Source organism: Deefgea piscis, from assembly GCF_013284055.1.
In the GTDB taxonomy this organism is placed as follows: domain Bacteria; phylum Pseudomonadota; class Gammaproteobacteria; order Burkholderiales; family Chitinibacteraceae; genus Deefgea; species Deefgea piscis.
The window spans coordinates 1,450,713-1,473,429 of sequence record NZ_CP054143.1 but is presented as its reverse complement, the minus strand read 5'-3'; the positions used below and the strand labels follow the sequence as shown (position 1 = coordinate 1,473,429).

The window sequence follows — 22,717 nt, the reverse complement described above, 5'->3', positions numbered from 1 at the left end:
CTCAAAGCACGATTCCTTCCATATTATTTTCTAATTCATGCGGATCCATCGCCATCACAGAATCCGTCACGGCATTCCATTTAGCTTCATCCCACAATTCGAATTTATTTCCCATGCCAACCAAAGCAACCGCCTTATTCAGTTGCGCGCGTTGCCTTAAAGTCGCTGGGATTAAAATACGGCCCGCTGTATCCATTTCGATTTCTTCAGCGTGACCCACGATTAAACGACGCACAGACATCTTTGAGCCAGATAAAGTGTTTAGCTGATCTCGCACCGGTATCCATTGCGCCTCAGGGTAAATCAGCACACAGCCAGCCGGATCAATGGTAATCACCAGTCGCCCTTCAGCGCACAATAAAGCACGGTACTTAGCTGGCATCGCTAAGCGCCCTTTACTGTCCAATGAAAGAGATGACACACCACCCAACATGTATGCAGACGCCCCTGTTTGTTCGCTAACGAGATCAAAAAACCGCTCAATCTACGCGCGGTGCAATTTTAGCGAAAAAATGACTATAAAAATACACTTTTACCCACTTTACCCCACTGAAACCCACTATAGAGCAAAAAAAAAACTGGCACAAGTTGCGCCAGTTTTTTTATCTTTTGATACAATAACTTAGTTATAAATATTTTTAATTCATAAAAGTCTTAAAAATAAGTATGAAACAATCGAAATCTAAGGTAATACATTAAGTGTTGTAAGAATATACTACACAATTCAATCGCAACATCCCGACCACCGGACATCCCGTGTACTTTCATTCATGAGCAGCAAGCTCTTTTATCTATGCTTACTTTTGATCATTGCTCACTTTGCTTGGCGTGCCATTCATCCTGCGCACCGCAAAGAATTACATCGAATCAGTAAAATCAGCGCCGCAACACTGATTGCAGCCAGCATAATTGCCATCACTTGGCACTTTTTTCGCACATAAAATTGCAATACAAAACAGATTAATTCCAGCAATAAAAAAGAGCGCCCTAGGCGCTCATTTTTATTGCTGACTTGATTTAAACCGTAGCAGGCAACAAAGCTTGCTTCATTTTTTGCAATGCTTTGGTCTCGATCTGCCGAATTCGCTCGGCCGAAACTTTAAACTCTGCGGCTAAATCATGCAAAGTCAAAGACTCACCGTCATCGGTCAGCCAGCGCGCTTCAATAATGCGGCGACTACGCTCATCTAGGCCGTCTAAAGCTTCTGAAATACCGCTTGATTGCAAGCGATCAGTCGCAATTCTGGCCATCGCGGCAGTCGGTTCATTGTGGCTATCTGCTAACCAATCAATCGGCGCATAGCCATCATCATCACTATCATCAGCCACCAGTGCAATATCTTGACCGGTCATGCGCGTTTCCATCTCAAGGACTTCTTCGGGCTTAACGCCTAAATCATCCGCGATTTCTTGCGCTTGCTTATGCGTTAACGCAGCAAAGCTAGTTTTCATTGAGCGCAGATTAAAAAACAATTTACGTTGCGCTTTAGTCGTCGCAATCCGAACTAAGCGCCAATTGCGTAAAATATACTCATGGATTTCAGCTTTAATCCAATGCACAGCAAACGAATACAAGCGCACACCGCGTGTGGCTTCAAAGCGTTTAACCGCTTTCATTAAACCAATATTACCTTCTTGGATCAAATCAGCTTGTGGTAAACCATAGCCACTATAACCTCGCGCGATCGAAACAACGACGCGCAAGTGGGACATCACAAGCTGACGCGCGGCCTCCACGTCACCACTTTCTTGGTGTCGTGTCGCCAAATCGTGCTCTTCTTGAGGTGACAGCATAGGTACCGCATTAACGCGCTGAATATAACGTTCAATACTATCGCCAATCGATAATGTTGAAAGTGTCATCGCATTGCCCATCGCTTGAATCTCCTGTCGTAACAACAAAGCTGACTGTAGCATAAAATATTAGCACTCAAACGCTCAGAGTGCTAAATCGCTTCCAATCAGAATTCTATTCAATCACATGCAGATCGCATTGTGCACGGTAATTATTACTATTCAAGTCATAGCCTAAAGCAATCTGCTTAGCGGCATTTAGCGGAATTGATATAAATAACGCGACACCGCCAAACTAGCCCCTAGCAAGCACAAAAATGCACTCGCTAAACAAACCACCACCGTGGTTAGAAAATCGGGCGCCAATAAGCTCAGAGATTGCCCATAGGCACTCGCCAGCTCGACAACGGTTGGATTTACATACGCCACCAAGCCCCACACAATCAACACGGCAACCCCACCACCGAGCAATCCTTGTACCAAGGCAGCATGCATAAAGGGGCGACGAATAAATGAATCGGTCGCACCAATCAGTTTGGCGACTTCAATTTCATCACGGCGCGTTAGGATTTGCATCCGGATGGCATTACCCGTAATCAGCACCAAGGCCAAGGCCAATAAGCTCGCCAACACTTCAAAAATAGCTCGTCCTAAATCGGTAATCCGCGCCAAACGCTTGGCCCAATCAGAATCTAACTGCACTTCTTCGACGATCACAATCGACGAAAGTTCTTTCTTTAAAGCCTCTAAACCTGCCGGATCATTCTCTTTTGCTTGTAATACAAAAGCGTCGGGGAGTGGGTTTTCTGCTAATCCAGCGGTTAAATCCGTTGTTCCTAAACTGGCTTGCAAGGACGCCAATGCAGTGGCTTTGGGAATAAATTCAACTTTAGCCCAACGCGCATCGGCTTTTAATGTCGCTTGCAAGCCCTTTACGTCTTCAGCTGTGGCACTGTGCCGCAAAAAAATAGAAATTTGCGGTTCAACAGACACTTGATCGCTAATTTGCGAAACGCTCATAATCAAAGTCCATAGCGCCAGTGGCAGTGCCGTTGTAATCCCGATCACCAATAAATTCAGCAGGCTACCTAGCGGGTGGCGAAACAAGCTACCAATCGTGCGTGTTAGTGCCAACAGATGCAGGCGAAACCAATTTTTCATTATTTTTCCTTAGCTCAACTTTGCTGTGTTTAAGCGCAAAACTGCCCATGTTTTAAACGCAAAATACGTCGACCATAATCGGCCATCAACGATTCATCGTGCGCCGAAATCAAAATCGTTACACCGACTTGATGGAAGGATTTAAACAACTCCAAAATATCATGCGCATAATCACTATCCAGATTCGCCGTTGGCTCATCGGCCAACAAAATCGACGGCCGATGCACCACCGCACGCGCAATACATAGACGCTGCTGCTCACCGCCCGATAGCGAAATTGGATTGAGCTTTTCTTTACCCGCCAAACCCACTTTATCTAACGCAGCCAATACGCGGCGGCGACCTTCGGCATGGTCAAAGCCAATAATATCCAGCGGCAGACGCACATTATCAAACACATTGCGATCATACAAAATCTTATGATCTTGAAAAATCAGCCCAATATGTCGCCGCACAAACGGCAAAGAAGCACGACTCATCCGCGCTAAATTTTGCCCATTGAGCAATACCGCGCCGCTACTGGGTTTTTCGATCCCTGCCATTAATTTGAGTAAAGTCGATTTACCCGCCCCCGAATGTCCCGCCAAAAACACCAGCTCGCCATCGGGAACTTCAAAACTTAAATTACGAATGGCATCAAAGCCACCGGGATAGCTTTTACTAACTTGTTGAAATTGAATCATTAGAATCCTTCATTCTCAAAACGAGCCACCCAAGCGACTTGTGGCCACTGATTCATAGCCCGCCGATTGCCCGTTCTAAAACGAGCAATCGTCTACATGCATTCAGGGATGAAATCAAAGCGAGCGCCTCTGCATCAACGAAATTACAGAGAGCATGGGTATATGAATACAAAGCTTATTCAAAAAAGCCTCTAAACAAATACCCACTTATTCAAACAAGGCATCGATATAATCTTTTGCCACAAATGGGCGTAAATCATCAATCGATTCACCCACACCGATAAAGCGCAGCGGTACGGGGCGGTTTTTAGCAATCGCCGCAATGACGCCACCCTTGGCGGTGCCATCAAGCTTAGTCAGCACTAAACCGGTCAAACCCAAAGCGTCGTCAAACGATTTAACTTGTGCCAAAGCGTTTTGCCCCGTATTGGCGTCCAGCACCAGCAATACTTCATGTGGCCCAGTTGGATCTGCTTTTTGCACCACGCGTTTTACTTTTTTGATTTCTTCCATCAGGTGCAATTGCGTTGGTAAACGCCCTGCGGTATCGACAATCACCACATCAATACCACGCGCTTTAGCGGCGTTGACCGCATCAAACGCCACCGCGGCGGCATCGCCCGACGCTTGTGCAATCACTTGCACGCCGTTGCGCTCGCCCCAAACGACCAATTGCTCACGTGCCGCAGCGCGGAATGTATCCCCAGCCGCTAACAACACCGATAAATTTTGCGATTGAAAATATTTGGCTAACTTACCGATGCTGGTGGTTTTACCTGCGCCGTTCACGCCAGCCACCATCAAAATAAATGGCTTGTGGCCCGATACATCCAGCGGGATTTCTAGCGGTTTAATCAAATCAGTCAGGCTAAGTTTCAGCGCGTCTTTAAGTTCACCCGAGTCTTTTAAACCACGCAGTGACACGCGCTCTCGAACGTCTTTTAATAAATGCTGAGTCGCATCGACGCCCATATCGGCGGTCAACAATACGGTTTCTAGCTCTTCGTAAAGCTCGTCATCAATTTGGCCACCACCAAAAATACTGGCTAAGCTTTTGCCTAATTTATCGCGAGTTTTTGCCAAACCCATTTTTAAGCGTTCAGTCCAAGATAATTTAGGACGTTCTTGTGGCTGAGCTAAATCGGCGGGCGGTACAAACGCATCGGCATGCGCTACAGGCTCAGCTTCTTGGGCAATCAAAGGTTCAATCGCTGACTCAAGCGGCGCAACGGGTGCGGGCTTAATCTCAATTGCAGCAGCAACTGGCTCAACTGGCTCAATCGGTTCAATTTTTGCGATCGGTTCAGCGATGACGGGGGTTTCAGCGATAGCGACTGGAGCGAGCGGCTCAGTTTCAATCACCGTAACTGGGGTTTCTGGCGCAATTTCTGCGACAATTTGCGCCTCTGGCGGCTTCTTTTTCTTAAAAAAACTAAACATGACGTTGGCGGCTATCCTACAAATCGAGGAAAATGGTTGATTATTTAGATTTTAACGCGGAGCGGCAATGTCAGCACAGCATAAAAATCAGGTTCGTGTGATTGGTGGACAATATAAAAGCCGAATTTTAAAATTTCCGGACTCATTGGCGTTACGCCCGACACCTGATCGGGTTCGTGAAACGCTCTTTAACTGGTTAGGGCAAGATTGCACCGGGATGGTTTGTCTGGATCTTTTTTCTGGCAGCGGTGCGCTCGGTTTTGAAGCGGCTTCACGCTGGGCCAAAAAAGTAGTCATGATTGAAGCAGCAAGACCGGTGGTTGCGGCACTCAAAAGCAATCAAGCTTTACTCGCCGCCAATCAAATTGAGATTATTTGCAGTACTGCCGAGCAATACCTCAGCCGATGCCAAGAACAGTTTGATCTGATCTTACTGGATCCTCCATTTGCCAGCACTTTACTCGATGAAATTTTGCCGAAAATTGCCAAACACCTCAGCCCCACAGCGCGGGTGTATATCGAATGCGCCCAATGGCCAGAGCTCAGCGATTGGGAGATTTTGCGCGAAGGCAAAGCAGGCACGGTCAAATATGCATTATTGTGCCGTGCATCAGGCCAATAAGATACTTTTTCCCACTCAAAACACTTAGGGTTGTGACTTAGGCCCGAAAGTGGGAAAATCCCCACATATCGAATACTTGACTATTTTACTAAGGAATTGTCAATCATGGCACTTATTATTACCGACGAATGCATTAACTGTGATGTTTGTGAACCGGAATGCCCAAATAGCGCCATTTCACAAGGCGAAGAGATTTATGTCATCGACCCTAATCTCTGTACCGAATGTGTTGGCCATTACGATGAGCCACAATGCCAACAAGTTTGCCCAGTTGACTGTATCCCGCTCGATCCAGAACACAAAGAAAGCAAAGAAGAACTTCAAGCCAAATATTTGATTATTTCAGGTCAAGCTTAAGTAGTCATAATTTCAGATCAGCGGGCTTAGGCCCGCTTTTTATTTGCGATATGATGCGCAAAATTTCAGCGGATCAACCGCGCAGCAAATCATCACGTAAGACAATTTTTGCTTAACGATGCACAACCCTGTACTGATGCCGCAGCGGTTTTAGGCAGCAGGAGAACAGAGTGGGTTTTTATGATTTACGTGCCGAAATCGAGCAAATGCTACTCATTGCACGCGCTCTGGTGTATACCGACCCCGCCGAAACCCTTCGTTTAGCTCAATTTATTACTTTTCGCGCCCAAAGCATTAACGATGCTCGCGCTGAAACACAAGCCGCTTTACTTATTGCCTTAGCTTTTCGTGCAACACCCAGCGTCGCTGAAGGTGTACGCGAGCATATGGCCGAGGTTGCAACTCAGCTGGCACGCCACAATGCCGATGATGAAAGCTGGCTCGCCGCCATTGATTGCCATGCTGATGTTGCCTATGACATCGCCAACTACGCCAAAGCCATGGATTTATGGTTGCAGCTGTTAAAACGCTCATTAACCCAACAATGGCCTGAAGGCATGGCTCGAGCCTATATCGGGCTGGGTAAACTGTTTTTTATTAGTGAAGATTTAGCCAGTAGCCTCGCCACACACTTAAAAGTAGCACCGCTACTGACGCAAATTAGCGACAAAAACCTACATATTTGCCATCACATCAATGTCGCCGCAGCCCAATTACATTTGGGCCATGATGCCGCGGCTCAATCAGCACTAGATCGAGCCCAAGCGCTGTTAATTGAACTGCCATTTTGTGAATTTGAACCTGAACTACATTACTATCGTGCGCATTTATTACGCAAAGCAGGTCATCAAGACTTGGCGAAACGGCAATTAGAACGAGCACTCGCACTCAGCGCACGCAGTTGCAATCACTGGGGAAAAGTCGTCAATATGATTGCGCTCGGTGAGCTGCATTTAGAACAACAACAAACGCATGCCAGCCAATATTTTATGCAGCAAGCGCTCGATACCGCGACCGAAATCCCAGCAAAATATCTCGTCCAACTCGCGCATGCCGGTTTAGCCAAAAGCTACGCGGCCAGTGGCCAAACTGATTTGGAATTTACGCATTGGCAACAACACTTTGCCATTTACGAAGAAATAAAAAGCATCAACCTACGTCAGCAACTCAGCAGCGATAAGTTAAAGGCTTTGCTACTGCAGCTCGAGCAACTGGAAACGACCCCAAACTCAGGCAATTACAACACGCATCAATAGCAATAGCCTCGATCAGGCAGCGCTGCCAAGCAGCGCCACCGATCGTTAGGCGCGCTTTAATAGCGATAATGCGCGGATTTATACGGCCCTTCTTTCGGCACATTGATATACGCCGCCTGCTCATCGGTTAAAACAGTCAGTTTCGCACCAATTTTCTTCAAGTGTAAACGCGCGACCATTTCATCCAAATGCTTGGGCAATACATACACCCCAACTGGATATTGATCCAATTTGGTGAACAATTCGATTTGCGCCAAGATTTGATTGGCAAAAGAATTACTCATCACAAACGAAGGATGGCCAGTGCCACAGCCCAAATTCACCAAGCGGCCTTCGGCCAATAAGATGATGCGTTTGCCATCCGGAAACACCACATGATCCACTTGTGGCTTGATATTGTCCCATTCGTATTGCCGCAAACTCGCCACTTGAATTTCAGAATCAAAGTGGCCGATATTGCAAACAATGGCGTTGTGCCGCATGCGCAATAAATCGGCATGCGCAATGACACTGACATTCCCGGTCGTCGTAACAAAAATATCCACTTGATCCGCTACGTCATCCAAAGTCACCACGCGATAGCCTTCCATCGCGGCTTGTAGTGCACAAATGGGGTCAATCTCGGTAATCATCACCGTTGCCCCAAGGCCGCGCAGCGACTGCGCGCAACCTTTGCCCACATCGCCATAACCCAGCACCAAGGCCACTTTACCGGCCACCATCACATCCGTCGCGCGCTTGATTGAATCGACCAAGGATTCTCGGCAGCCATACAGATTATCAAATTTGGATTTGGTCACTGAGTCGTTGACATTGATCGCAGGAAAAGCCAATTTCCCTTGCTCATGCATTTGATACAAGCGATGCACGCCGGTGGTGGTTTCTTCAGTAACGCCGCGAATCGCCGCTAAACGCGTTGAATACCATTTGGGGTCTCGCTTAATTTTTTCTTTAATTGCGGTGTAGAGGACAGTTTCTTCAGCATTACTGGGCTGACTGACAACACTCAGGTCACTTTCGGCACGCGCCCCCAAATGCAATAACAAAGTGGCGTCACCACCATCATCCAAAATCATATTGGCGTATTGGGGCTGGCCATTAGCGTCGTTAGGCCAATCAAAAATTTCATGGGTAAATTGCCAATACTCACAGAGCGATTCACCTTTAAAAGCAAATACCGGCGTATCGGTCGCCGCAATAGCGGCTGCAGCATGGTCTTGGGTGGAAAAAATATTACAAGAGGCCCAGCGTACCTTGGCCCCCAATGCTTGCAAGGCTTCAATCAAGACGCCAGTTTGGATTGTCATATGCAAAGAGCCCGCAATTCGCGCCCCTTTGAGCGGTTGCTGAGCCCGATATTCATCTCGCACCGCCATTAAACCCGGCATTTCGGTTTCAGCAATGGTGAGCTCTTTACGGCCCCATGCTGCTAACGATAAATCGGCCACTTTAAAATCGGTAAACTGAGTCATTGGTTTTCCTTTTAAAAATAAAAGCAAATCCAAGGTATAGCTACGCAGCCTTTATGAATAAAGGTCTACATTGCTATACCATTACAGTATGTAAAGCTGCAGTAGCCGAACAACCGACGACCGACCTGCTTAGGCGAATAAGTACACCTCAATGGCAGCAGGTATGAAGGCGAGATGGCAATAGAAATACCAGACTATTTTGCAGCTCTATGTAAGATTTGCAATGCACAATCGCCAGTTTCGCGACTTGCTTTTAGTTCTAGCAGAAATTCAGGACATGTGATGCTGGGCTCGATAAAACCATGCTCAGCCAAGAGGGCGGTATCCACCGCTTGCGCCAGTGCCCAGCAAGCTTGATGGGCAATCCAGCGAGATGCATCTTGCATTAATAATGCGGGTGCTTCGGGATGATCGGCTTGTAAGCCATGTAATATTAACTCGCCACGCTCGTGGCTTAAGCGAACTAATCCGACAAAACGAGCATCGATTTCAGCCACCACCAATAAATCAGCCAAACTAGGCTCACCCAGTCGGGCGGTATCGGCATACGCTTTAACAGCAGCTAACTCAGCAGGACGAACTAAACGCGCAATAACGGTCATCGCTAAACTCCAAGCAAAAAAAAGAGGAAGCCGCACTCGCCCCAATGGGTAGAGTGCGAATTCCTCTTTGTATCACTTTAAGCCAGCTGCCGCTTTGAGCTGTTCGACCTTATCAGTACGTTCCCAAGAAAAATCAGGTTCGTCACGGCCAAAATGACCATACGCCGCAGTGCGGCTATAGATTGGACGCAGCAAATCGAGCATTTTGATAATGCCTTTCGGACGCAAATCAAAGTTTTCTTTGATAATGTCGACGATTTTATCGTTTGGAATCACACCGGTATCCCAAGTATCGACCATGATCGACACCGGTTGCGCCACACCAATGGCGTATGACACTTGCACCAAGCATTGCTTAGCAATACCAGCAGCGACGATATTTTTTGCCACATAGCGCATCGCATAAGCGGCCGAGCGATCCACTTTACTTGGATCTTTACCCGAGAAAGCACCACCACCGTGCGGCGCAGCGCCACCGTAGGTGTCGACAATGATCTTACGACCTGTCAAACCACAATCACCCATTGGGCCGCCAATCACAAAACGCCCAGTTGGGTTGACCAAGAATTTGGTATTGGCCGTCAGCCATTCTTTTGGCATGACTGGCTTGATGATTTCTTCAATCACCGCTTCGGTCAATTGCGCGTGTGATACATCGGGATGATGTTGCGTCGACAACACGATGGTGTCGATTTCTTTCACTTTGCCGGTTTCGCCATCGTAACGCAGCGTCACTTGTGATTTCGCATCCGGGCGCAACCATGGCAAACGGCCATCTTTACGAAGTTCAGCTTGGCGCTGCATCAAACGATGCGCGTAATAAATTGGCGCTGGCATCAATTGTGCTGTTTCATCGCAGGCATAACCAAACATCAAGCCTTGATCGCCGGCACCCATGTCTAAATCAAGGCCTTCGCCTTCATTCACACCTTGGGCAATATCCGGTGATTGCTTATCGTAGGCCACCAAAACCGCACATGTTTTGTAGTCAAAACCGATGTCCGAATGATCATAACCAATGCGCTTAATGGTATCGCGCGCTATTTGGATGTAATCGACATTGGCATGCGTAGTGATTTCACCCGCCAAAACCACTAAACCGGTATTGACTAAAGTCTCTGCCGCAACGCGAGCATGTTTGTCTTGAGTGAAAATGGCATCCAAGATTGCATCCGAAATTTGATCGGCAACTTTATCAGGATGGCCTTCTGAAACAGATTCAGAAGTAAATAAAAAGTCTTTCATTCGTGTATTACCCTCGGTTACATGACCCCAAATGAGCCAATCGCAGCTACAATCAGGCCTTAAATCACAGTTTTCATCGAATTATGCTGCTTACGTTCTGCAAATTATTGGCTAAATTGCCGCTGCCCTTACTGCAAGCGCTCGGTTGGTTGCTCGGCTGGCTTGTCTGGTGGGGCAGTGCCCACCATCGCAAAGTCCTACGTAGCAACCTCACGCAAAGTGCGATTGCGAAAAATAGTATGGATTATACCCGATTACTTCGCTCAAGTATTCCTGAGCACGGGATCGCGGCCACCGAACTGTTGGCGCATTGGATGCGACCGATTCCTGAGCTGCTCGCACTGGTGCACGAAAAAACCGGCTGGGAACACGTCGAAGCGGCGCTCAAAACCGAGCGACCGATTATTTTTGTTTCACCACATTTAGGCGCCCTAGAAATGGTTGGGGTATGTGTTGCTGGCTTAATCCCTAAAAAGCTTGCACCGTTATACCGCCCACCTAAACAAGCTTATCTTGAACCATTGATGATTTACTCACGCTCGCGTAGTGGTGCCGAACCTGCGCCAGCCAATGCCTCTGGCGTGCGTGTTTTGCTTAAAACCCTTAAGCAGGGTGGTGTGGCGTACTTATTACCCGATCAAGCGCCGGGTGGCGGTGAAGGCGTTTGGGCGCCATTTTTTGGTCGCCCTGCCTACACCATGACCTTGTTGTCTAAATTAGTAAAATCGAGCAATGCCATTATTTTGCCGTGTTATGTCGAACGCCTTGGCATTGGCAAAGGCTATCGTTTTCATGTGCAACCGTTTGTCGGCGAACTCAATGGTGATAATGAGCACGACGCCACAGTGCTCAACCAAAATCTGGAAGACCTGATCCGCCAAGTGCCAGCGCAATATTTCTGGAGTTACAGCCGTTACAAACACCCAGCAGGCGCACCCTTGCCGCCCGATGCTGTGTAACTTGCAATTGTCTAAATCCATCCACAACCCGCACCAGCACGGCAGTGCTCACCGCGCACTGGCAAAGACCGATGGGGATGGATTGTATTTTTCAGCGCGGCACCATCTACGCGCTGCTCGGAGTCATCATGAAACTTAAACTCACCATCGCCCTACTTTGGTTACTGCATTTATTGCCATTTCGTGTGATGCAATGGATTGCGATTCCATTGGGATCGCTACTCTTTTTCGTCGTCAGTGGCCGCCGCAAAGTCGGGCTCACCAATTTGCGTTTATGCTTTCCAGAATGGACAGAAAACCAGCGCCGTAGCGTGCTGCGCCAGCATTTTATTCAAATGACCAGTACATTGCTGGGCTACAGTATCTTGCTACACGGCAGTAAAAACAGGCTACGCAGACTGATACATATCGAGGACTTTGAAAACTTCACGGTAGTTCAAGATCGACCGATCATTATGTTAGTCCCGCATTTTTTAGGGCTCGATTTTGGCGGCATGGGTTTTATCATGGATCATCAAGGCAGTAGTATGTACGCCGAACAGCGCGGTGTATTTCATGAAATCAGCCTGAAAATCCGCTCGCGCTACAATAATCCACAACTAATTAAACGCAGCGCCGGCATCCGCTCGATTGTTCGCACTTTAAAATCAAAACTGCCATTTTATTATCTGCCCGACCAAGATATGGGGCCGCAGCAATCGATTTTCGCGCCATTCTTTGGCATCCCTACCGCCACCTTGCCGATGCTCGGTAAACTCGCCGAAATGACCGATGCCGCTGTCGTGCCCGTCATTACCACCATCGCCAAAGGCCATGTGGTTTCGCGCTACTACCCAGCTTGGGAGAACTTTCCGAGCGGCGATATGCTCGCCGACACCACGCGCATGAATCAATTTATCGAAGACATCGCCCGTGAACACCCAAGCCAATATTATTGGCTACACCGGCGCTTTAAAACGCGGCCTGAGGGCGAAGCGAGTTTTTATTAATTCTGCCTGCAATCCCCAACAAAAACGCATCAACGGTCAACCAAGGCCAATTTAATCCCAAATGAAATAAATAGCGCACCGATGAGTCGATTTAACCATTGACTCACTGCGCGACTCGCTTGCAAACGCTGGCTGGCCATGGCGGAAGTCACTGCAAGTAAATGGCACCACAGCATGCCATTTAAATTAAAAATACAGCCCAAAAGAATAAAGGCGAGGGCTTTATTTTCCGCTTGCGGGCTAATAAATTGTGGCACAAAAGCCAAAAAGAAAATCGCTACTTTAGGGTTAAATACATTAGTCAAAAATCCCTGCACATAAATACGCCGTAATGATAAAGGCGCTAATACGACGTCATCAACCGATGTTACTGCCGCTGATTTACTCAGTAATAAACCAATGCCGATATACAATAAATAAATCGCGCCGATATATTTCACAACTGAAAATGCAGTGGCCGAAGTCGCTAAAATCGCGGATAAACCTAAAGCCGCGGCAATAATATGAATCAATGTACCGCTACCGATTCCCAATGCGGCAGCCGATCCCGCGCGCCAGCCTTGCGCCGCACTACGCGTGACGATTAATAATGAATCCGGGCCTGGGGCCATATTGAGCAATAAACCCGAAATCATAAACAAGCCTAAATCATGAATCCCAAACATTCATTTACCTCGGTCTATTGTTAATCCAAGAGCAATACTGCAAATATGCAATATAAATTACCTCCCCATTAAAAACGACCATCTCGGCAAGGTCAATTTTTATAGCTAATCACGATCATTCAATCCAATTAAAATACAAATACAAATTTTTAGTGCAAAAAAAAATCCCGCGATAACCGCGGGATTTTTTAAATCAATGGCTTAAGCTAATTGGCCATGACAATGTTTGTATTTCTTACCAGATCCACATGGGCAAGAATCATTACGGCCAACGCCTGAGAATTGGATTTTTACCCCGCTATCTTCTTGCATCGCCGCCATCAAAGCTTGACGAATTTGTTCTTCGTCGCCACTAGCTAGAATTTCTTCTAATGCTTCGTGCGAAAATTGCATCGCTGATTCTGGCACTTCATGCTGCTGCACTTCTGGCACATCTTCTGGGCCACGAATTTGCACCGTCATAATCACTTTCAACACATTGCGCTTAATTGAATCGAGCAAGCTAGAGAACAATTCAAACGCTTCACGTTTGTATTCTTGCTTCGGATTTTTTTGTGCGTAACCGCGCAAATGAATCCCTTGACGCAAATGATCCAGCGCTGACAAATGATCACGCCATTGCTGATCAACGTGCTGCAACAACACTGAGCGTTCAAAATGACGGAAGTTGGTTTCACCCGCTTGTTCAACTTTGCTGTCATAAGCGGCTTTGGCAGCGGCCAAAACACGCGCTTTCATATCATCAATGGTCAAGGTGGTTTCATTGGCTACCCAGCCAGTGATATCCACTTCAATTTGCATTTCAGCCAAGGCCGCTTGCAAACCAGCCGCATCCCACAATTCATCCATCGAATTCGGTGGAATATGTTGATCAAACATATCCGCAATCGCGCTATCACGCATCGCGTTGATCGTTGCTGAGACTTCTTCGCTTTCTAGAATTTCATTGCGTTGGCCATAAATGGCTTTACGCTGTTCATTAGATACATCATCGTATTCCAGCAATTGTTTACGCATATCGAAGTTACGACCTTCGACTTTACGTTGCGCTGATTCAATGGCGCGTGACACCATGCCCGCTTCAATCGGCTCGCCTTCTGGCATTTTGAGCTTATCCATCACGTAGGCAACGCGATCACCGGCAAAAATACGCAATAACGTGTCTTCCAGCGACAAGTAGAAACGGCTTGAGCCAGGATCACCTTGACGACCAGAACGACCGCGCAATTGATTGTCGATACGACGTGAATCATGGCGTTCAGTACCAATGATGTGCAAACCACCCGCGGCCAGCACTGCATCGTGTTTAATTTGCCATTCAGCTTTCAAAGCAGCAATTTGCGCGGCTTTGGCTGCGGCATCGAGTGACTCATCGTGCTCGATTTCTTTAATTTCACGCTCAATACTACCGCCGAGCACAATATCAGTACCACGACCGGCCATATTGGTGGCAATCGTGACTTGGCCTGCGCTACCGGCTTGCGCCACAATTTGCGCTTCTTTGGCGTGGTGTTTGGCATTCAATACATTATGGGCAATGCCATCGGCCGTCAAAATACCCGAGAGTAATTCCGATTGCTCAATCGATGTGGTACCCACCAATGTCGGCTGACCGCGCTCTGCGCAGCCTTTAATATCGGCGATAATGGCTTTGTATTTTTCATTGGCGGTTTTAAACACTTGATCTTGTCGATCATCGCGCAGCATGGGTTTATTGGTTGGAATAATGACGGTTTCCAAACCATAAATTTGCTGGAATTCATACGCTTCAGTATCGGCGGTACCAGTCATACCCGATAATTTAGCGTACATACGGAAGTAATTTTGTAAGGTAATGGTGGCCAGCGTTTGGTTTTCTTGCTGGATTTCCACGCCTTCTTTGGCTTCAACGGCTTGATGCAAGCCTTCTGACCAACGACGACCCGACATCAAACGGCCAGTATGTTCGTCAACGATAATTACATCGCCATCCATCACCACATAGTGCTGGTCTTTGACAAACAAGGTGTGAGCGCGCAATGCGGCATTCAAATGATGGATTAAATTGATATTGGCAGCGCCATACAAGCTTTCGCCAACGGGCAACAAGCCCATTTCACCCAAGATAGCTTCTACTTTTTCATGGCCAGCTTCAGACAACATCACTGAATGGGCTTTTTCATCAACCCAATAATCGCCTTCGCCGTCTTCAACGGTTTGTGCGACCAATTGCGCTGGAATGCCATTCATTGCCAAATACAAATCGGTATTGTCGTCAGCTGGGCCAGAGATAATCAACGGCGTACGTGCTTCGTCGATCAAAATCGAATCCACTTCATCGACAATGGCAAAATTCAAGCCGCGTTGTACGCGCTCAGCCACTGTAAACACCATATTGTCGCGCAGATAATCAAAACCAAATTCGTTATTGGTGCCGTAAGTGATGTCGGATTCGTAAGCGGCTTTTTTGTCTTCATGTGCCATTTGGCCCAAGTTAACGCCACACGTCATACCTAAAAATTCGAACAATGTCGCCATTGTGTCGCGGTCACGTTTGGCCAAGTAATCATTCACGGTAATCACGTGAACGCCTTTGCCAGACAATGCATTTAAATACGCCGCCAAAGTAGCGACTAGCGTTTTACCTTCACCGGTACGCATTTCGGAAATCTTGCCTTGATGCTGAACCAAGCCACCAATCAGCTGAACATCAAAATGACGTAAACCTAAACTGCGTTTCGCACCTTCTCGGCACACCGCAAAAGCTTCGGGCAAAATTTGATCTAAGGTTTCGCCTTTCGCTAGACGTGCCTTAAATTCATCGGTTTTTGCGCGCAGCGCCTCATCCGACAAAGCCACCATCTGTGGCTCAAGCGCATTAATCTGCTTTACGATGACACCGTATTGTTTGAGCAAACGGTCGTTACGGCTTCCGAAAACTTTTTTAAGCAGAGTTGAGATCATCTTGTGCTACCAGCGTTTGGTCTTTTGCAGACTTTAGTTATAAATAAATACATCGGCGTTTTATCAAGCTATTAAAGCTATATGGTTACATGCTTACAAAATTTCAAGCCACAATCAATTTCTTAAATACACGGGCAAAAAATCAGCCCCGCAAAGCCACCATCAGCATGATGACGATCGGTTAGACCATTAAGTAGAACAGCACCTGCTCGACTTCGCTTTATTTTTGCGCCAATGCTGACGAATTAGAATCGATAAATCGCAGCGGATTTTGGGCAACACCACGATAGCGGATTTCAAAATGCAAATGGGGCCCAGTTGATCGACCGGTGCTACCCAATAAAATCACAGGGTCTCCCGCCTTTACCGCATCCCCTACTTTCACCATCAAGCGGCTGCCATGGGCATAGCGGCTGGTTAAGTCATTACCATGATCAAGCTCGACCATATTACCATACTGAGGGTGGTAAGCCGCATACACCACCTTGCCTGTCGCGGCGGCACTCACAGGCGTTCCGGTACTGCCCTGAAAATCCACCCCTTCATGAAACACTTGCGAGCCATTAAATGGGTCAACTCGCCAGCCAAAACTCGATGATTGCGGTGGCGCTAGCATTGGAGAATGCCGTGGTAAATGCTCAGAATTTGGTGTTAATAACACCGCTTCAGCCAAAGTCAGCTGATCAATCAGCGCCGACATTTTGCCTGAAGTTTGCTCTAATATTTGCGCTAAACTCGGCACAGTAAACGACGAACCTGGCGCAGCCAAACCGCCTTGCGGCACGGCATTGCGGCTTAAAAACGGTTGTACATCAATACCGGTTTTGTCCCCTACTCGCGCCGCCAAACCATCCAAACGCGTTAACTTAGCCTGTAATTCACCGACTTGTACCGCCAAAGCGTCGATTTCACCCTGCCGCGCATGTTGGCCCGGCATTAAACGCAATAAAGGTTCCACGCGATTGGGCGCAAACAGCATGCCTAAACCAAATGCCGCAGCACCGACTAATAGCGTTAAAATTAAACCTAGAGCCAAGAGTTCTCGCTGCCCCAGTGAAATCGCTTTATCAAGACGACTGGAAACCACAATGATATTCATACGATGCGCTGCTTATGTATCATAAAAACCCCTCATTTGACCGCTTGCTCCATCGTGATTTTCAACTCAAACGTTTGGTGCAACAGGTCGACACACTCAATCAAATTTTGGACATTGTTCGCGGCGCGCTGCCGCCCGAAGTGGCCAATGTCTGCCAAGGCGTCGCTTGGGCCGGCACTGAGCTGATGATCGCCGTGCCCTTTAGCGCTGCCGGAACGCGCCTACGACAAGCTGCGCCGGATATTTTGCGCGCATTAGACGCGGCCGGTTGGCACGCTACCGCAATTAAGCCCAAGGTGCAAGTTGCATTACAACATGGAAACCCGATTCAAACCAAGAACTTACAAATCCCTGAGGCAGCGCAAACAGCGATTGATGAGCTAAGTCAAAAAGTCGATGATCCTGCACTCAAAGCCGCGCTAGCGAGCCTGCTCAAACATCATCGCCGCTAAAATCTGCTGGGCTCATTGTTAAGTGTCTGTAGCCCTGTACGGCCATGTCGGATGATTGGCCGATGCTATAGATAACAGGCAAAAAAAACGGGCACCCAAGGTGCCCGATCAAATCAGGGAGGAGATGAACAAAATGTATTTACGCCTTGCACTCTCCCTATCAAAACTGGGGACAGAGATAGACTTTAACAAGTCTGGTGTAAATATTCACAAAGAGTAGTGAAACCTTCAAGCTTTGATCGCCATCCTGTCGAGCTAAACCAGCTCCGCATTCACGCCAGATGGCAAGCCATCACAACAGAAAATCGATGCTGCGATATTTTTACCGACAAATTACAATATCACCCCCGCAGCCGCTTATAATCCCACCCCATCTATCAACCCACTGAGCACCAGCATGGATCCGATTTTATTATTTCATTCCCTCATCATGGGTTTGGTTGAAGGGATTACTGAATTCCTGCCAATCTCATCGACCGGTCATTTGATTTTAACTGGCGATTTGCTCAATTTTTTGAGCAAAGAGAAACGTGACGTTTATGAAATCTTTATTCAACTTGGCGCGATGATGGCCGTGATGTGGGAATACCGCGCCAAACTCTGCACCACGCTATCGGGCATTCAGCGTCCGGGCAATGAGCGCAATTTATTTTTAGGCATCGTCATTGCCTTTATTCCTGCGGCCATTTTGGGTTTGTTATTTAGCAAAACGATTAAAGCGCATTTATTTCAACCGATTCCCGTTGCCAGCATGTTTATCATTGGCGGTTTGATTATTTTATGGGCCGAAAAGCGCCAGCATAAAATCACCGTTGCCACGGTGGACGACATCAGCCTGAAAGACGCCATCAAAGTCGGTCTTTGCCAATGCTTGGCCTTGATTCCCGGCACCAGCCGTTCGGGCGCAACCATTATTGGCGGCATGTTTTTAGGCCTATCGCGCAAAGCGGCGACCGAATTCTCATTCTTTTTGGGGATTCCTACGCTTGGCGCCGCGTCGATTTATAGCCTACTCAAACACCGTAATGAGCTGAGCATGGACGACTTTGGCGTGTTTGCCGTGGGCTTTTTAGCGTCATTTGTTTTCGCCTTTATTGCCATCCGCGCCTTAATCAAATTCATCTCAACACATACCTTTATCGTCTTCGCTTGGTATCGCATCGCCTTTGGCTTAGTGGTATTGGGCACGTGGTATTTTGGTTTGGTGAACTGGACGGCTTAATTGGCCATTATTCAGCTGCCGTGTTGCTGGGTTTAATTGCCTGCGGCACAGCGGTTTTACCGTCGCAGTCCGCGACGAGAACCCTCGGTCTAGTTTCAAACTCATCCCGCCAACCATGGCGGGATTTTTTTTGATTACGCCATACGCCGTTACAACAACCGCCGTCGTCAATTAGTCATTTGGCATGCTTGTTTGACATACTCGTTGATTGTTCACTTTTGCCGCACATTCAATGACTATTGAGCGCCGTAACGGTATTTTCTTGATTATTTTATCCGCCGTGGCTTTTGGCTGGATGCCGATTTTTGGTCGTTGGGCCTTCGATAGCGGCATCAATACCCAAGGCTTACTGCTGATTCGCTTTACGCTCGCCGGTTTAGTCATGCTCATGATTATGCTAATACGCCGAGCAGCATGGCCACGCGGACGCACTTTGCTCGGCCTGATGGTCATGGGTGGGGTTGCTTATGTCGGGCAAGCTTTTTGTTATTTTTCCGCGCTCCGTCACGGCTCGGCTGCTTTAGCGGCTTTGCTACTCTATGTGTATCCCGTATTGGTCACACTGGCCTGTGCATGGTGGTGGAAAGAAAAACTATCGATGTATACGCTGACCGCCTTAGGTTTAGCTTGCTTTAGTCTGATGCTCACCATTGGCCCTGCCAATGGACAATGGCTAGGCATCGTCTTTGGTCTGTCTGCCGCCGTGGTGTATTCCGCCTATATCATTGCTGGTAGCCGATTAAGCCGCAGTGTCGGTGCTTTACCGGCCGCCACTGTGGTGATGCTGTCAGCAGCGGGCAGCTTGTGGCTAAGCACACTCTGGAGCAGCCCCACTTGGCCAACCACGACGGCAAGCTGGTCGGCGACGGTGGCGATTGCTTTAATTTCAACGGTGGTGGCGATTTTTGCCTTTTTGGCTGGTTTAGATTATTTATCCGCCAGCGAAGCGGCAACGCTGTCGACCTTAGAGCCCGTCGTTAGCGTGTTACTCGCCGCATTGATACTGGGCGAACATTTATCCATGGTGCAGTGGCTAGGTGGCATGGGTATCTTGCTGGCCGCATTGCTGATTGCGCTAGTGCCAGCAATACCCATCAGCGAATAGCTTGAGCTTATGCCGCGCTAATTGGATCACGCTGAGCCACTAAGGGCCAAGTTAGCGTGGATAACGACTGTTTTTGCTGGCCATTGGCGGCAAAATTGTCGTCATTTAACCAAGCGATTAACACCGCCGATAAAGCCGACCACTCGGTGTCGATCACCGAAAACCATGCGGTGTCTCGATTGCGGCCTTTATTCACGGCGGCTTGCCGAAAAATCCCTTCAAAGCTAAAACCTAAACGCTGCGCGGCTCGCCGTGATGGCGCATTGAGCGCATTGCACTTCCATTCATAGCGCCGATAGCCCAGTGCAAAAGCGTTTTGCATCAGCAATACCATCGCCGCAGTGGCCAAGCGCGTGCCTTGTAGCGCCGGCGAAAAATGCAGCCAGCCGATTTCAATCGACCCCGCTTGCGGCGCAATGCGTAAATACGCCGCCAAACCCAAGGCCGCCCCCGATTGCGCATCGACAATCGCGTAATACTGCGGGTCTTGTAGCTGTGCGCGCTGGCTTAATTCATGCTCAAACGCCACCAAATCAGCATACGGGCCAGCACTAAAATACGTCCATAAGGCGCCACTATCGGCGCTAAATGCCTGCCATAAACTGGCGGCATGTTGCACCGCATTCAGTGGCTCGACGCGGCAACCCCAACCTTGCAACACCCGCCATGGCGGAAAAGGCGCCCCCTGCCAATCGGCAACGATGTCACCCACCGGCTGGTTAAATTCATTGATTGGCATCGATGATTCCTCGCGCCCAAGGCGCCGCCAATTGCGCGGCAATCCCCGCTTGATTTTCTGCGCTTTGATTTTGGCTGAGCTTAAATTTACCGCTAATTTGTTCAATCTTGATTTCAATCCCCACAATCGCCGCCAGCATTTTTTGCATAAAATCCGCCGGTGCTTCGTCGATATGCCAAGGCCGTTCGCGCCCAGCTTCATGCTGCGCCGTCATGTGCGACACAATGGCGCGAACTTCAGCCGTATCGTCCATGGCGCGTAAAGCCCCTTTGATTTGCACCAGCGCATAATTCCACGTTGGCACCACGCGCGGATCACTCGCTTTGCTTGGATAAAATGACGGCGACACATAGCCATTCCCCGCTTGAAACAGCGCCAATATGGCTGAATCGGCCTCTTGCCATAGCGGATTTTTTCGCGCTACATGACCACGCAATACGCCCAATTCAGAGCCATCATCCACCCAATACAGCGGAATCACATTGGCGCTCAGCCCAGCCTTGGTCGATTGCACCAAGCTCGCCAGCGGATGTGCCGCAATTAAATGTAATAAGCGCGAACGATCTGTTACTGCAAAATGTGGAGGGGTATACATATCAACACTCGCAATCAATTGTGTTAGCCATCAATACCCCAGCAGCATCGCCCGTCGCTACGGCATAACCATCTTGCTGCCAATAGCGCAAACCGCCGATGAGTTCTTTCACCTGAAACCCCAGCTTGGCCAATTTATACGCGCCCCATGTCGAGCCATTGCAACCGATACCGTCGCAATAACACACATATACCAGCTGACGATCCCAATTGGCGGTGGATTCAACAGTCATCGTACGATGGGGCACACTCACAGCGCCGGGAATATGCCCCGCCTGATACGCCGCCGTTGAGCGCGTATCAATCACCACAATCTGTGCTTGAGCCGCGATTAAATCCGCCGCCAAATCCGCGGCATCAGTACGAAACTGCAATTGCGCGGCAAAAAACTGCGCTGACTCACTCGCCGTTGCTAAACCACTGGCTAATACTGCACTCATTTTTCTCTCCCCATTGATCATTAAGCACCCAATCACTCAGCAAACCGCTGCCCTTAAGAAAACGCCATTACCGCAGCCAAAATCGCCAACACACTGGCGGCCAAACTGACTTTACCCAATATCGGCAAGCGCAATAACGCCGCCGGTTGCTGCGGCACTTGTCGCATCCGCCATACCCCGAGCACGGCACAAATCACAATCACCGTGACCGCAAGCGCTTTGACCCACAGCCACGGCATCTGCGCTAACTGTGTGCTGTAAGGCCGCAATAAAGCGCCGCCCGACAGCACTAACAGCAATAAACCAACATACGAGGCATAGCGCAGCGCAAACAAGCGCACCATCGTCTCGCGCCTAGCCTCTGCTGGCCAACGCTGCGCCAAATGGCCAATAAAAAACAACGCAAAGCCAGAACCTGCTCCAAGCACCAAACCCAAAAAATGCACCAACAATAAAACATCCCGCACGCTGATTTCCTTTAATCAAATCATTCGCAAGCGCCAACGCGCACTGCGATCAAAGCAGTCAACATTCAGATTCAAGTCAAGAAACCAACACTGCTGCTGACCAAACTACCTAGGGTCTGTTGACGTTTGGTTTCCCGCCGCGCTGGAGTGCTTTTCGCGGCGAATCAAGGCGTAGTAAGCGATGCATAGTCATTCTATGTGAGCTTGCTACAACACAGAGTCGCCGCGAAAAGCGCCCAGCCCGCAGGGTTTGGCGGATTTTGGCCTGATGCTGCGTTACAAAGCGCTGGCGTAGAATGACTACGCTACGCGCTTCGTGCCTTGCCTCAGGCCAAAATCCGCGCAAACGCGGTTGGCAAACTAAACATCAACAGACCCTAGGCAATTTACTATAACGGCATAATGGTCTTT

General features: G+C 48.4%; 24 protein-coding genes. 9 read left to right on the top strand and 15 right to left on the bottom strand.

All coding sequences use genetic code 11. From position 1 onward, the window contains the following. Position 1: 1 nt before the first annotated feature. Positions 2–382 (bottom strand): division/cell wall cluster transcriptional repressor MraZ, encoded by a 381-nt coding sequence (locus HQN60_RS07095; RefSeq protein WP_247646478.1) that lies wholly within the window; start codon positions 380–382, stop codon positions 2–4. Between the two features lie 388 nt (positions 383–770). Here HQN60_RS07095 and HQN60_RS16505 point away from each other — a divergent pair, with 388 nt between their 5' ends. Continuing rightward, positions 771–941, top strand: a complete 171-nt coding sequence (locus HQN60_RS16505) for a protein MIGRI (RefSeq protein ID WP_444542350.1) — start codon at positions 771–773, stop codon at positions 939–941. Between the two features lie 76 nt (positions 942–1,017). On the opposite strand, the gene rpoH is transcribed toward HQN60_RS16505, so the two are convergent. The 4 genes from rpoH to ftsY all read right to left on the bottom strand — a co-directional run bounded on the left by rpoH (position 1,018) and on the right by ftsY (position 5,078). Further along, positions 1,018–1,863 (bottom strand): RNA polymerase sigma factor RpoH, encoded by an 846-nt coding sequence (gene rpoH, locus HQN60_RS07090; protein ID WP_254456694.1) that lies wholly within the window; start codon positions 1,861–1,863, stop codon positions 1,018–1,020. Positions 1,864–2,052: 189 nt separating this feature from the next. Beyond that, positions 2,053–2,955: a permease-like cell division protein FtsX gene (gene ftsX, locus HQN60_RS07085; protein ID WP_173532985.1), complete on the bottom strand. Its 903-nt coding sequence runs from the start codon at positions 2,953–2,955 to the stop codon at positions 2,053–2,055. A 29-nt stretch (positions 2,956–2,984) separates the two neighbouring features. Next, positions 2,985–3,638, bottom strand: a complete 654-nt coding sequence (gene ftsE / locus HQN60_RS07080) for a cell division ATP-binding protein FtsE (RefSeq protein WP_173532984.1) — start codon at positions 3,636–3,638, stop codon at positions 2,985–2,987. A gap of 207 nt (positions 3,639–3,845) precedes the next feature. Then, positions 3,846–5,078: a signal recognition particle-docking protein FtsY gene (gene ftsY, locus HQN60_RS07075; protein WP_173532983.1), complete on the bottom strand. Its 1,233-nt coding sequence runs from the start codon at positions 5,076–5,078 to the stop codon at positions 3,846–3,848. Positions 5,079–5,145: 67 nt separating this feature from the next. Between ftsY and rsmD the strand changes: the two genes are divergently transcribed. The 3 genes from rsmD to HQN60_RS07060 all read left to right on the top strand — a co-directional run bounded on the left by rsmD (position 5,146) and on the right by HQN60_RS07060 (position 7,313). Next, positions 5,146–5,700 (top strand): 16S rRNA (guanine(966)-N(2))-methyltransferase RsmD, encoded by a 555-nt coding sequence (gene rsmD, locus HQN60_RS07070; RefSeq protein ID WP_173532982.1) that lies wholly within the window; start codon positions 5,146–5,148, stop codon positions 5,698–5,700. A 105-nt stretch (positions 5,701–5,805) separates the two neighbouring features. Continuing rightward, on the top strand, positions 5,806–6,057 hold the full coding sequence (locus HQN60_RS07065; RefSeq protein WP_173532981.1) for a YfhL family 4Fe-4S dicluster ferredoxin: 252 nt from the start codon (positions 5,806–5,808) through the stop codon (positions 6,055–6,057). 170 nt (positions 6,058–6,227) lie between these two features. Further along, positions 6,228–7,313, top strand: coding sequence for a tetratricopeptide repeat protein (locus HQN60_RS07060; RefSeq protein WP_173532980.1), 1,086 nt, complete (start codon positions 6,228–6,230; stop codon positions 7,311–7,313). Between the two features lie 56 nt (positions 7,314–7,369). Here the strand turns inward: HQN60_RS07060 and ahcY are convergent, their stop codons facing one another. The 3 genes from ahcY to metK all read right to left on the bottom strand — a co-directional run bounded on the left by ahcY (position 7,370) and on the right by metK (position 10,632). Beyond that, complete coding sequence (ahcY, locus tag HQN60_RS07055; protein WP_173532979.1) at positions 7,370–8,785, bottom strand: adenosylhomocysteinase; 1,416 nt, start codon at positions 8,783–8,785, stop codon at positions 7,370–7,372. A gap of 194 nt (positions 8,786–8,979) precedes the next feature. Further along, a complete protein-coding gene (locus HQN60_RS07050) occupies positions 8,980–9,387 on the bottom strand; it encodes a hypothetical protein (protein WP_173532978.1) in 408 nt (135 codons plus the stop codon). A gap of 72 nt (positions 9,388–9,459) precedes the next feature. After that, on the bottom strand, positions 9,460–10,632 hold the full coding sequence (gene metK, locus HQN60_RS07045) for a methionine adenosyltransferase (protein ID WP_173532977.1): 1,173 nt from the start codon (positions 10,630–10,632) through the stop codon (positions 9,460–9,462). An 83-nt stretch (positions 10,633–10,715) separates the two neighbouring features. Here metK and HQN60_RS07040 point away from each other — a divergent pair, with 83 nt between their 5' ends. Together HQN60_RS07040 and HQN60_RS07035 are read left to right on the top strand one after the other, a co-directional pair. Continuing rightward, entirely contained in the window at positions 10,716–11,591 is an 876-nt protein-coding gene (locus HQN60_RS07040; protein ID WP_173532976.1) for a lysophospholipid acyltransferase family protein, read from the top strand. A gap of 128 nt (positions 11,592–11,719) precedes the next feature. Next, complete coding sequence (locus tag HQN60_RS07035) at positions 11,720–12,580, top strand: LpxL/LpxP family acyltransferase (RefSeq protein WP_173532975.1); 861 nt, start codon at positions 11,720–11,722, stop codon at positions 12,578–12,580. 29 nt (positions 12,581–12,609) lie between these two features. On the opposite strand, the gene HQN60_RS07030 is transcribed toward HQN60_RS07035, so the two are convergent. The 3 genes from HQN60_RS07030 to HQN60_RS07020 all read right to left on the bottom strand — a co-directional run bounded on the left by HQN60_RS07030 (position 12,610) and on the right by HQN60_RS07020 (position 17,287). Beyond that, entirely contained in the window at positions 12,610–13,245 is a 636-nt protein-coding gene (locus HQN60_RS07030; protein ID WP_173532974.1) for a LysE family translocator, read from the bottom strand. A 201-nt stretch (positions 13,246–13,446) separates the two neighbouring features. Then, positions 13,447–16,188 (bottom strand): preprotein translocase subunit SecA, encoded by a 2,742-nt coding sequence (secA, locus tag HQN60_RS07025; RefSeq protein WP_173532973.1) that lies wholly within the window; start codon positions 16,186–16,188, stop codon positions 13,447–13,449. 220 nt (positions 16,189–16,408) lie between these two features. Next, the gene (locus tag HQN60_RS07020) at positions 16,409–17,287 is read right to left on the bottom strand and encodes a M23 family metallopeptidase (RefSeq protein ID WP_173532972.1); all 879 of its coding nucleotides are present in this window, start codon (positions 17,285–17,287) and stop codon (positions 16,409–16,411) included. A 14-nt stretch (positions 17,288–17,301) separates the two neighbouring features. Between HQN60_RS07020 and HQN60_RS07015 the strand changes: the two genes are divergently transcribed. From HQN60_RS07015 to HQN60_RS07005, 3 genes are all read left to right on the top strand, one after another. Then, positions 17,302–17,739, top strand: coding sequence for a DciA family protein (locus tag HQN60_RS07015; RefSeq protein WP_173532971.1), 438 nt, complete (start codon positions 17,302–17,304; stop codon positions 17,737–17,739). A gap of 397 nt (positions 17,740–18,136) precedes the next feature. After that, positions 18,137–18,961, top strand: coding sequence for an undecaprenyl-diphosphate phosphatase (locus tag HQN60_RS07010; protein ID WP_173532970.1), 825 nt, complete (start codon positions 18,137–18,139; stop codon positions 18,959–18,961). Between the two features lie 232 nt (positions 18,962–19,193). Further along, positions 19,194–20,066, top strand: coding sequence for a DMT family transporter (locus tag HQN60_RS07005; RefSeq protein ID WP_173532969.1), 873 nt, complete (start codon positions 19,194–19,196; stop codon positions 20,064–20,066). A gap of 7 nt (positions 20,067–20,073) precedes the next feature. On the opposite strand, the gene HQN60_RS07000 is transcribed toward HQN60_RS07005, so the two are convergent. The 4 genes from HQN60_RS07000 to HQN60_RS06985 are packed head-to-tail and all read right to left on the bottom strand — an operon-like array spanning position 20,074 to position 22,306. Further along, on the bottom strand, positions 20,074–20,805 hold the full coding sequence (locus tag HQN60_RS07000) for a GNAT family N-acetyltransferase (RefSeq protein WP_173532968.1): 732 nt from the start codon (positions 20,803–20,805) through the stop codon (positions 20,074–20,076). Further along, on the bottom strand, positions 20,792–21,400 hold the full coding sequence (locus HQN60_RS06995; protein ID WP_173532967.1) for an FMN-binding negative transcriptional regulator: 609 nt from the start codon (positions 21,398–21,400) through the stop codon (positions 20,792–20,794). The genes HQN60_RS07000 and HQN60_RS06995 overlap by 14 nt, the downstream gene beginning before the upstream one ends. Before the next feature lies 1 nt (position 21,401). After that, on the bottom strand, positions 21,402–21,839 hold the full coding sequence (locus HQN60_RS06990; protein WP_173532966.1) for a rhodanese-like domain-containing protein: 438 nt from the start codon (positions 21,837–21,839) through the stop codon (positions 21,402–21,404). Positions 21,840–21,892: 53 nt separating this feature from the next. Continuing rightward, positions 21,893–22,306 carry a hypothetical protein gene (locus tag HQN60_RS06985; protein WP_173532965.1) on the bottom strand — a complete coding sequence of 138 codons (414 nt, stop codon included), beginning with the start codon at positions 22,304–22,306 and terminating at the stop codon, positions 21,893–21,895. Positions 22,307–22,717: the final 411 nt, after the last annotated feature.